Below are 11979 nucleotides of genomic sequence, written 5' to 3' on the forward strand. Positions count from 1 at the left end.
GCGTTGATTTGCTGTTTTTGAACCAAGAATTATATGATGAGAAGTAAAATGAAGCACATTTTTTATTTTGTCATTTTAACAATATTTTGTCGTGGCATTGTAAATGGTCAGGAAGTTATCACTGGAATAGTCGTAAATCCTATGGTTGCTGAAAAAGCCAAACAACAAAAGGCTTCGGTTGAGTTAAATACTCCGCTTTTGATGCCTTTTTTTGACGATTTTTCTGGTGCAACTGTTTTTCCGGATCCTGCACGCTGGATAGATCAGGATGCCTTTATCAGCGATGATTATGCTGTTTACCCTCCTACAGTGGGTGTCGCAACACTTGATGCTATTAACCATCTGGGAAGATTACATGACAACGCCAGCCCTTTTGCTTTTATGGCCGATTATTTGACCTCACAACCAATCAGGCTCGATTCGGTGTTCTCTCCTGTGCCCAGGGCTATTACACGTGCTGATTCTGTTTATTTTAGTTTTTATTATCAGCCACAGGGTAATGGTAATGCTCCAGCCCGCGCCGATTCTTTGGTCCTCGAATTTTTAGCCCCGGGCGAAACGCAAACCCTGATTTTTCCTGTTGATACGGTTATTAATGGCGTTGATACTATTGTAAATGATACTGTTATTATCGAAGGCTGGCGTAAAGCCTGGAGCTCTCCGGGGCAAAGCCTGAGTAGTTTCTATAATGAAGATAGTACCTGGTTCAGGCAGGTGATTATTCCTGTTAGTGATAGTGCTATGTTTTACACTTCAGGATTTCAGTTCAGATTTCGGAATTATGCCAGCCTTGCCAGCTCCATATTGCCCGATTGGCAAAGCAATGGTGACCAGTGGAATATTGATTATGTGTATTTGAACATTGGACGTAGCCTGGCTGATACCCTTCACCGGGATATTGCTTTTGCAGCTAAAGCTCCAAGGATGTTAAAGAATTATACCTCAATGCCTTATAATCAATATCGGTTTAATTTTATCAATGAAATGGTGGATAGTATTCATTTAAGAATTACCAATCTTAATAATATTAACTACAATGCATCTTACCGTTTCGAGGTAACCCGCGAAAACAACGAACCTGTATTTAACTATAATGGAGGAAATTATTTTATCGCACCTTTTTCTACCGACGGTTACACATCGCATCAGCCATTTGCACATCCGCCTGTTAATTTTTTATTTCCCATAGGTACTCAGGAGAAGGTGTATTTTACAACAACACATATTCTTAATACTGAAGCTAATCTTAGCCGCAGACAAAATGATACAATCAGGAATGTTCAGCTGTTTTCAAACTATCTTTCTTACGATGACGGTACGGCAGAAGCAGGCTATGGTCTTACCCCTCAGGGTGCGCAGCTTGCATATCGCTTCAAATTAAATGGCCCCGATTCACTTGTTGCTTTGCAGATGTACTTTAATAAAACTCTCAAAGGTGGAAATGTTAAAAGTTTTTACCTGAATGTGTGGAACGACTTTTTTGGAGAACCCGGAGAGCTCATCTATTCTAAGTTTGGGTACGAACCTTCTTATGAAGATAGCCTTAATATGTTTTTTACCTATAAACTTGATAGTGTCATAAAAATTCAGGCAGGTCAGTTTCCTAACCTTACTTTTTATGTGGGTTGGGAACAAACCACTGATGATAACCTGAATATAGGCTACGATAAAAATAATGATGCATCAGCCGATATATTTTATAAAACCTTCGGAGGATGGAGCCAGAGCCTGTATAAAGGTGCTTTAATGATACGTCCTGTTTTGGGTAAAGAAAAAGTTGTTGGCATTAGTGAAAATGATTTTGAAAAATCATTGAATGTATATCCAAATCCCAGCCATAATGGTTATGTAGTTTTACAACTTCCGGCAGGAGAAAAGGTAACGGATTTAAGAACTACAGTTTATAATTCAACAGGTAGTCTGGTTGTGGATAAAGTATTCAATCGTCAGGAAGATTTTAGCCATCTGTCATCAGGCTTGTATGTAATTCAGGTGTTGAATGCTGATGGCGCATTGGTTGGAAGAAGTAAATTGCTGATCAATCGCTAAGAATTCATTTTATGGTTGATGAGCTGAATTACATGGAAGAAGAACATGATTCACCTGAGTTTGTTGATGATGAAAGTGTTGAAAATGAGCTGTATGAGCATCATCGTATTGTAGCTGATCGCAAACAGGGCCTCATCAGAATTGATAAATTTCTGATGACCAGAATTGAAAATGCTTCGCGTAACAAAATACAGCAAGCCGCTAAAGCTGGTAATATTCTTGTAAATGGCGAGGCTGTTAAGCAAAATTACAGAATAAAACCACTTGATGTTATTTCAGTGGTGATGGCGCATCCTCCGCGAGAAACTGAGGTTTTGCCTGAAAATATTCCGCTCAATATAGTTTATGAAGATGATTACTTATTGGTAATCAATAAAGAAGCCGGTATGGTTGTACATCCCGGGTATGCTAATTTTGAAGGGACAATGCTTAATGCTTTGGTGTGGCATCTGAGAAATCAGCCAGGCGCATCGCCGGATGCCATGCCGTTATTGGTGCATCGAATTGATAAAGATACCTCTGGCATCATCCTGGTGGCTAAAACGGAAGAAGCACAGTCGAAACTGGCCAAGAATTTTTTCGATCACACTATCCGTCGCACTTATCAGGCTTTAGTCTGGGGAACTCCTAAAGAACATGAAGGAACCATTACAGGCCATGTTGGACGCAATTTGACCAATCGTTTGATAATGGCTGTATTTCCTGACGGAGAACATGGTAAACACGCCGTTACCCATTACAGAATATTGCGTAGCTTTGATTATGTAAGTCTGGTTGAATGCCGCCTTGAAACTGGCCGCACTCATCAGATTCGTGCCCACATGAAATATATAGGCCATCCGCTGTTTAGTGATGAAAGGTATGGAGGTAGTAAAATTCTGAAAGGAACTACCAGCGGATCGTATAGGAAATTTGTTGAAAATTGTTTTGAAATGCTGCCAAGACAGGCTCTTCACGCAAAGTCTTTAGGATTTGTTCACCCTGTTACGGGATTGCAAATGCAGTTTGACTCAGATCTGCCAGCTGATATGGCTTCGGTGATTGAAAAGTGGGAAAAGTATATTTCTGCGCGAAGCTGATTCAAGTGGATTGATATTAATTTTTCCACCCCATTTTTAACAACTTAGAATGATGTTAGTTTAACAAAAACGCCTGCTGAGAAGCAGGCGTTTTTGTTGATAACATGAACTTTGTCAGGTTTTTCGTTATTGCTCATAAGCAGAAACAGGAGCGCAGGTACATACCAGATTTCTGTCGCCATAAGCATCATCAATTCTTGTAACTGAAGGCCAATATTTGTCCGTTTTATCGCAGGCGACCGGGAAAGCTGCTTTTTCGCGGCTGTATGGCAGGGCCCAGTTATCATCAGCAACCATACATAAAGTATGTGGCGCTTTTTTAATCACATTCACCTGTCTGTCAGCTTTACCTTCAATTATTTCATTGATTTCCTGACGGATACCAATCATAGCATCAACAAAACGATTGAGTTCTTCAAGTGGTTCACTTTCAGTTGGTTCAACCATAAGAGTGCCATGTACAGGGAATGCAACAGTGGGAGCATGGAACCCATAATCCATCAATCGTTTGGCAAGGTCAATTACCTGTAGGTCGGCTGTGCGGCTGAATTCGTTGCAGTCGAGAATCATTTCGTGGGCAACTCTTCCATTTTTACCGGTATATAAAATTTTATAATGCCCTTCGAGTTTGGTTTTCAGGTAGTTGGCGTTAAGTATGGCCAACTTGGTGGCTTCTGTAAGTCCGGCACCTCCAAGCAATTTAATGTATCCATAAGAAATTGTAAGAATAGATGCACTTCCAAAAGGAGCTGCAGCCACAGCAGTAATGGCCGTGTCACCTCCGGTTTTTACAAATTTATGACCTGGCAGGAATGGTTTAAGATGCTTGGCTACGCCAATGGGGCCAACTCCGGGGCCGCCACCGCCATGGGGAATAGCAAAAGTCTTGTGCAGGTTAAGATGGCAAACATCTGCCCCAATATAGCCCGGACTGGTTAAGCCGACCTGAGCATTCATGTTGGCTCCGTCCATGTAAACCTGGCCTCCATTGTCGTGAATAATCTTGACAGCTTCAAGAATTCCTTCTTCAAAAACACCGTGTGTTGAAGGATAGGTTATCATACAGGCGGCAAGAGTATCTTTATATTTTTCTGCTTTTTCCTTGAGGTCAATCAGATTGATATTACCCATTTCGTCGGTTTTCACCACGACCACTGTCATGCCTGCCATGGCTGCACTTGCCGGGTTGGTGCCGTGAGCTGATGCAGGAATAATACATACGTTGCGGCCTGCTTCGCCACGGCTGTGGTGGTAGGCTCTGATGACAAGAAGTCCTGCATATTCGCCTGAAGCACCTGAGTTTGGCTGAAAAGACATGCCTGCAAACCCTGTAATTTCGCACAATGCTTTTTCGAGATTCCGAATCATCAGGTGATATCCTTCAACTTGTTCTTCAGGAACAAACGGGTGTAAGGCATTAAACTCGGGCCAGCTGAGTGAAAACAATTCGGCTGCAGCGTTAAGCTTCATTGTACAGGAGCCCAGTGGTATCATGGAACGGTTAAGTGATAAATCTTTGCCCTCTAATTTTTTCAGAAAACGCATCATACCCGTTTCAGAATGATAGCTGTTAAAAACAGTGTCTTGTAAGAAGGCAGATGTGCGTCTGAATTGATCCGGTATGGTTTTAATCTGGCAGCAGTCTTCCGGAATGCAAACATAATCTTTAAACTCTTTACGGGCGGCAGATGCAAAAATATTGACAAGTGTATTTACATCTTCCAGATTAGTGGTTTCATCCAGACTAATGCCAATTACGCGTTCGCTGATGTATCTGAAATTAATTTCATTTTCGAGGGCCAGCTTCCGAAGTTCGGCCATACGAACTGTTTCAGGAACCTGAATGCGAACTGTATCGAAGTAAGTTTCATTCAATTGCGTATACCCATATTTTAAAACTTCAGTAGCAAGCACTCCTGTCAGAATATTGATGCGATCAGCAATTTGATGCAAGCCCTCAGGGCCATGATAAACGCCGTACATTCCACTCATGATTGCCAGTAAGGCCTGTGCTGTACAAATGTTTGAAGTAGCCCGTTCGCGTTTGATGTGCTGCTCGCGGGTTTGAAGTGCCATGCGCAGCGCCCTGTTGCCCTGAGCGTCAACCGATACGCCTATGATTCGCCCCGGCATATTGCGTTTGTATTCTTCCCTGGTGGCAAAGTAGCCTGCATGAGGTCCGCCAAAGCCCATAGGGAGGCCAAAGCGCTGATTAGTTCCAACCACAACATCTGCGTCCCATTCGCCCGGAGGAGTGAGTAAAACCAGGCTCATTAAATCGGCCGCAACGGCCACCATTACTCCTTTATTATGAGCTGCATTTACAAAATCGCGGTAATCATATATTTGTCCTTGCTCATCAGGATATTGAATGATTGCTCCAAACCAGCTGTTGTCAAATTCAATGGTTTGCCAGTCGCCGGTTTCAACTTTTATTCCAAGAGGCTCTGCTCTGGTAATGAGTACATCAATTGTCTGAGGAAATAATTTGTCAGAAATAAAGAAACGGTTTGCACCTGCTTTTACAGCTTCTCTTGAGCGGGAATTGAAAAGCATGATCATGGCTTCGGCAGCCGAAGTTCCTTCGTCAAGCAATGATGCATTGGCAAGAGGCATGCCGGTCAAATCACTAATCATCGTCTGGTAAATCAGCAGGGCTTCAAGTCTTCCCTGCGATATTTCAGCCTGATAAGGGGTGTAGGCTGTGTACCAGCCCGGATTTTCAAGTATATTGCGCTGTATAACTCCGGGAGTTATGCTGTTGTAATAACCCAACCCGATATACGTTTTGAATAATTTATTTTTTGAACCTAATTGCTTCAGGTGTGTCAGATATTCATGCTCGTTCATGGCATCAGGAAGGTTGAGTGCTTTGGGTAACCTGATGGATGCAGGAACAGTTTCATCAATTAATGCGTCGAGGCTCTGGGCGCCAATTGTTTTAAGCATGTCACCAACCTCATTTTTTCTGGGGCCGTTGTGACGGTTGATAAAGTTATTTGTTAGTTTCGACATGGATGAAAGATATTATTGGTGGTGTTAAATTGCAGTTGAATTTCGTGGCAAAGATAAAGATTATCAAATACCTGCTGAAATTTCGATGGGATTCTTTATTGTATGTATAGTATTGTTAATTAGAGATATACAGTATTTTGAATATTTCATTTTTAAGAATCAGGATTTGTGTTTAAGGGATTTTATAAAAAAAATGGCTACCCTTTAAGTGATAGCCATTTTTTACAGTAAATCAAATCCGTTTATTGATTGATTCTCATTTTATAGAATGACCTCCAGACAAAAACAAGGGCAGTTATCAGGAAGAAGATTCCGATGTAATGGGCAACAGGCCGGAAACGTTCAGCAAGTGCAATTTCCATGGCCAGAAGTCCGAATAAAGTGGTAAACTTGATAATAGGGTTGAGTGCTACGGAAGAAGTATCTTTGAAAGGATCACCAACTGTATCGCCAACCACTGAGGCTGCATGAAGTTCTGTGCCTTTTTCCTGCATATCCACTTCAATAACTTTTTTGGCATTGTCCCATGAACCGCCTGCATTTGCCATAAACACAGCCTGGAAAAGACCAAAGAATGCGATTGAGATCAGGTAACTGACAAAAAGAGAAACCGGAAGTGAATAATTGAGTGTTTGAGAGGCAATCATTCCGGGTTCCAGACCTGTAGGCGATGAAAGGAATGCAAATGCAAGGGCAAAGGAGAAAATGGCTATAAAAATGTTCCACATCCCTTTTTGAGCATAAACAGTACAAATTTGAACAACCTGTTTTGATTTTTCAACATCGGCCTTTTTAGGAGCATTGGGGTCAAGGTTAATGTTTTTCCTGATAAACTCAACGGTTCGGGCTGCCCCGGTTGTCACTGCCTGAACAGAAGCTCCGGTAAACCAGTAAATAACAGCGCCGCCCAACAGGAAGCCCAGAATTGAATATGGATTCAGCAGATTCAGAATTTCTTCGGGTTTTACGCCAAGGGTTTCTTTGATAACCAGAATCAGGGAGAATATCATGGTGGTAGCCCCTACAACAGCTGTACCTATCAATACAGGCTTAGCTGTTGCTTTAAAAGTGTTTCCGGCACCATCATTTGCCTCAAGATAATATTTCGATTTCTCGAAATCGGGTTTAAATCCGAATTCCTTTTCAATCTCAGCACTTTTTTGTGCTTTGTCTTCTTCAATTAATGAAAGTTCATAAATTGACTGGGCATTGTCGGTTACAGGTCCATAGCTGTCAACAGCAATAGTTACAGGCCCCATTCCAAGCATACCAAACGCAACAAGACCGAAGGCAAAAATAGATGGGTAAACCATAAAATCACTCAAACCAAAAGTGCTTGCATAATAGGCAATAAACATCAGCAAGAAGAATACCATGCCCATCCAGAATGCACTGAAATTACCGGCAACTAATCCGGAAAGTATATTCAGCGAAGCGCCACCTTTTTTCGAAGCTTCAACCACTTCATTCACGTGGGTTGATTTAGGGCTGGTGAATAATTTGGTAAATTCAGGAATAAGAGCAGCGCCAAGCGTACCGGTGCTGATTATCACCGATAAAGTAATCCAAAGATTATTGGGAAGATCACTAATGGTGAGTTTGCTAATGATGAAAGTAACTATAATGGAAAGAATAGAGGTTATCCAAACCAGCGATGTGAGTGGTTTCTCAAAATCAATATCATCGGCATTGCTGTATTTGGCTTTTGTAAGAGCCCCATTGATCCAAAATGAAACAATTGAAGTAACAATCATGAGAATGCGCATCAGGAATATCCAGGTGAGTAATTTAACCTGTAAAATGCCTGATAAAGTGGCCAGAGATTCAGCACTGGTGATGTCAAAATTAGCTACATTCAGACTAACAGCCAGATTGGTAATAAATTCGGGGTTGAAATCAGCAATAGATTTTAAGCCATAGCCAACAGCCAAAAGAATAAAAGAGATTAATGCAACACCGGTAACTCCGTAAGTTTCAAAACCATCGGCGGTAGGGCCTACACTGTCGCCGGCATTGTCACCAACACAGTCAGCAATTGTACCGGGGTTTCTCGGATCGTCTTCCCCGATTTTAAAGATAACCTTCATCAGGTCGGAACCGATATCGGCTATTTTGGTGAAAATACCACCTGCTATTCTTAATGCTGAAGCGCCCAATGATTCACCAATGGCAAAACCGATGAAACTGGCTCCGGCATATTCGCCCGGTACAAACATCAGAATAATGAGCATCATCATTAATTCGAGAGAAATCAGTACAACACCGATACTCATTCCTGCATTCAGAGGAATGTTCAACAGTTTAATAGGTTTTCTCTCCAAAGAAGCAAATGCCATTCTTGAATTTGCCAGGGTATTCATTCTGATTCCGAACCAGGCAACACTGTATGAACCCAAAATACCTATGACAGTCCATCCAAGAATCATTAAAACGCCACCGAATCCAAAGTGAGATTCTGACAAAAAGCCAAAATAAAAGGCTACTGCCGAGCCTATGAAAATGAATAAAATTGCAAGAAATTTCCCTTGTTGAATCAGGTAAGTTTTACCTGTTTCATAAATTACATGGGCCACATCCAGCATCGATTGATGAGCTTTGATTCTTTTTACCTTCAGGAATTGGTATAGCCCAAACAAAAAACCAGCTAGTGTGATTAGAAATCCCCAGTACAAAAGAGGCTCTTCGTGAATTCCAGCCGGAATTACAAGGTTAGCTTCACTTGCTTTCGTAATTGCCGGCAGGAGTGCGACAGCCAGCATTGTCAAGATTCTCTTCATAAGTTCTGCTATTAATTTGAATTTAATTTTAAGTTTTACAAATATAGAGAAGTCTGCATGAATAACAATGCAAGCTGAGGCCTGTTTTTTTTAACTGAGCCTCTATTTATCAACAGTTTCACGGGATTTTCAGTCTGTTTTTCCTGCGTTTTTTATTTGTATTTGCCTGATTCCGCAATCGTTTGCGAAATTTTTATGTTCATCTGATCTAGTATTTCATTTTGTGAATAAATTTTTATTTCAGGCAAATTGCCCACCTGTTATTTTTATTTTCTATTTTTATCAATCCAAAACAAGTTGCAATTCCTGATGGAAAAAATTCCGCTTAAATTATTGGGTATGATTAACAGCCAGTCGCAGAGTGGGGCTTACACACTCATTCTGGGCGAGACTGAAGGTAAACGCCGGTTGCCTATATTAATCAATGGGTTTGAGGCTCAGGCTATTTTATTTCATATTGAACAGATTAAAATTCCCCGGCCCCTTACGCATGATTTGTTTAAAAATTTCTCTGATGCATTTGGCATTTCTCTTGCCGAAGTCATTATAAGTAAGTTTGCCCAAGGGATATTTTATGCCACATTGGTATGTGATGACGGAAAAGAAATTAAAGAAATAGATTCTCGTACTTCTGATGCCATTGCTTTGGCTGTCAGATATAACTGTCCTATATACACTTACGAAGCAGTGCTGACAGGCGCCGGTGTTTCAATTGATGAGGAGCCTGATATTGATGATTTGGCAACTGGTGGACTATCAGACTCTGATGAGCATGATTATGATAAATTTTCAATAGAAGAGCTCGAAGAGATGATGAATGAAGCTATAGAAAAAGAAGAATATGAAAAGGCTTCATTGATTCGCGATTCCATTACCAGAAGAAAAGCAGGCAAGTAAATCAGCACTGATACTTTATTTCTTATTTCAGTTTTAATCAGTCATTTACCTTTCTGGCAAATACCTTATAAAATAATTCCCTGATTTACAACATGCAATTGTTTGTTTTGCATGCCGGAAATCAGGGAATTTTTGTGTATTCAGCTGATTGAAGCGTAAAAGGTATGTTTATTATCAGTGACTCACTTCGCTTACAGCCTTAGGGTCATGTTTGTGTTTAAACAGAAAAGCAAACAAGATGGCAATTACCAATGCATAAATAGCAAAAACCAGCCAGATTGAATGCCAGTCTTTAACATTATCAGCTAAAGTGAAGAATTTTAAAATTACAAATCCACTGATAGTACTGCCTAATATTGCTCCAAACCCGTTTGTCATCATCATAAACAAGCCCTGAGCACTTGATCTGATAGAAGAATCGGTTGAAGTTTCAACAAATAATGAACCTGAGATGTTGAAAAAGTCGAAAGCCATGCCGTAAATGATGCAGGATAATATGATCATCCAAAGTCCGTCGGATGGATTGCCGTAAGCGAAAAGGCCAAACCTGAGTACCCAGGCAATCATGCTGATAAGCATTACATTCTTAATTCCAAATCGTTTCAGAAAGAATGGGATTGCCAGAATAAACAAAGTTTCAGACATTTGTGAAATAGACATAATGATTGTGGAATATCTAACTACAAATGAGTCGGCGTATTCAGGTATCAGTTTAAAATCATCCAGATAGACATCTCCGTATGCATTGGTGAGTTGCAGTGCTGCACCCAGAAACATGGAAAAAATAAAGAAAAAAGCCATTTTTCGCGACTTGAATAATTTAAAAGCATCAAGACCCATGCGCTTGGCAAATGTTAACTTTTCAGATTTATTGCCAAAAGGCGGACATTTGGGTAACGAAAATGAATAAAGGCCCAATAAAACTGAAACTAATGAAGCCAGGTAAAATTGATTTTCAGAGCTTTTGTTTCCCGATAGATTGACAACCCACATGGCTACTATGAATCCAATGGTACCGAATACCCGGATAGGAGGGAAGCTTTTAATGACATCAAACCGTGCATTTTTAAGTGCAGTGTAAGCAATTGAATTTGAAAGGGCGATAGTTGGCATATAAAAGACCATGGCTATCAGAATGACCCAGAAAAAAGCAATAGGATTGTTGATTTGCGGAATGAAAAACAGTGCAAGACCACTTAAAATGTGAAGAATGCCATAAAGTTTTTCGGCATTCAAAAACCGGTCAGCTATTATTCCGGCTATTGCTGGCATAAATAATGAGGCTATTCCCATTGTTGAGAATATGATCCCGAAATCATCACTGGGCCAGTTTTTTGTTTGAAACCAATAATTCCCAATTGTAATTAACCATGATCCCCAAACAAAAAACTGGAAGAAATTCATGATAACAAGCCGGTTTTTGATACCCATAATGTGGAGGAATGTTTTATTAGTATTTTTTTTAGCGGGAGCTAAAGTACTAAGATTTGTACAAAAATCAAGGTGTCCGGTTTGTTTACTTTAAGGATATTTTATAAAAATTTCAGGGGACTACCGTTTAGGTAATCCCCTGATTCATTGAGAGAGCAACAAAGGAATATTGTTTCACCAAAAACAATTTCATTTACTGTTATCCCGGTTGTATTTTGGTTTACATCGCCTGATGGGTTTTTTGCAGCTCGATTTCGGCGATTTTCAGGATGTCACAAGGAATATCATTGATGTATTTTTCTTCTTCCAGGCAGATTCCCAGTGCTTTAGCTGGAATGTATCTGCTGGCTATGGCTGAAGTTTCAAAAGGAATATCATTGATGAACTTTTCTGGTTCAGGCATCTGATTTATCGCAGGTAGAAAACGGCTGCTTATTTCGGATGTGTTAAACGGAATGTCATTGATAAATTCTTCTGAATCTACAAATGCAAGCATCTGAGCCGGATTATCAAGGATTGTTAATGAGTCAATGTCAAGTGTTATTGTGGTGGTTGTAACCGGCGATGAATTAATTCTGATGGCAAACGATGTTTCACTGATGATTGTCAGTAAAAAGACCAAAGTGGTTATAATGGCTTTCATGGTTGTAAATATTAAGTTCAACATTATGTTGTTCAGTATGTCCTTAGCTAATAATGTGCCAGAGTTTGTAAGTGTATGAAAATGAGAA

Annotated in this window: 7 protein-coding genes; 3 read left to right on the forward strand and 4 right to left on the reverse strand. The window is 40.3% G+C overall.

Going from position 1 to position 11979, the window contains the following annotated elements; all coding sequences use genetic code 11:
- The first annotated feature begins 33 nt into the window (after positions 1 to 33).
- Together H6541_10685 and H6541_10690 are read left to right on the forward strand one after the other, a co-directional pair.
- On the forward strand, positions 34 to 2049 hold the full coding sequence (locus H6541_10685) for a T9SS type A sorting domain-containing protein (protein MCB9016250.1): 2016 nt from the start codon (positions 34 to 36) through the stop codon (positions 2047 to 2049).
- Between the two features lie 11 nt (positions 2050 to 2060).
- Positions 2061 to 3128 (forward strand): RluA family pseudouridine synthase, encoded by a 1068-nt coding sequence (locus H6541_10690; GenBank protein ID MCB9016251.1) that lies wholly within the window; start codon positions 2061 to 2063, stop codon positions 3126 to 3128.
- A 126-nt stretch (positions 3129 to 3254) separates the two neighbouring features.
- On the opposite strand, the gene gcvP is transcribed toward H6541_10690, so the two are convergent.
- Positions 3255 to 6143: an aminomethyl-transferring glycine dehydrogenase gene (gcvP, locus tag H6541_10695; GenBank protein MCB9016252.1), complete on the reverse strand. Its 2889-nt coding sequence runs from the start codon at positions 6141 to 6143 to the stop codon at positions 3255 to 3257.
- A gap of 242 nt (positions 6144 to 6385) precedes the next feature.
- Positions 6386 to 8920: a sodium-translocating pyrophosphatase gene (locus tag H6541_10700; protein MCB9016253.1), complete on the reverse strand. Its 2535-nt coding sequence runs from the start codon at positions 8918 to 8920 to the stop codon at positions 6386 to 6388.
- 309 nt (positions 8921 to 9229) lie between these two features.
- Here H6541_10700 and H6541_10705 point away from each other — a divergent pair, with 309 nt between their 5' ends.
- Positions 9230 to 9817, forward strand: a complete 588-nt coding sequence (locus H6541_10705; GenBank protein ID MCB9016254.1) for a bifunctional nuclease family protein — start codon at positions 9230 to 9232, stop codon at positions 9815 to 9817.
- A gap of 174 nt (positions 9818 to 9991) precedes the next feature.
- On the opposite strand, the gene H6541_10710 is transcribed toward H6541_10705, so the two are convergent.
- Together H6541_10710 and H6541_10715 are read right to left on the reverse strand one after the other, a co-directional pair.
- On the reverse strand, positions 9992 to 11248 hold the full coding sequence (locus H6541_10710) for a nucleoside permease (GenBank protein MCB9016255.1): 1257 nt from the start codon (positions 11246 to 11248) through the stop codon (positions 9992 to 9994).
- Positions 11249 to 11468: 220 nt separating this feature from the next.
- A complete protein-coding gene (locus tag H6541_10715; protein MCB9016256.1) occupies positions 11469 to 11891 on the reverse strand; it encodes a hypothetical protein in 423 nt (140 codons plus the stop codon).
- Between the last annotated feature and the right edge of the window lie 88 nt (positions 11892 to 11979).

The sequence above is a fragment of the Lentimicrobiaceae bacterium genome, assembly GCA_020636745.1.
GTDB lineage: Bacteria > Bacteroidota > Bacteroidia > Bacteroidales > Lentimicrobiaceae > Lentimicrobium.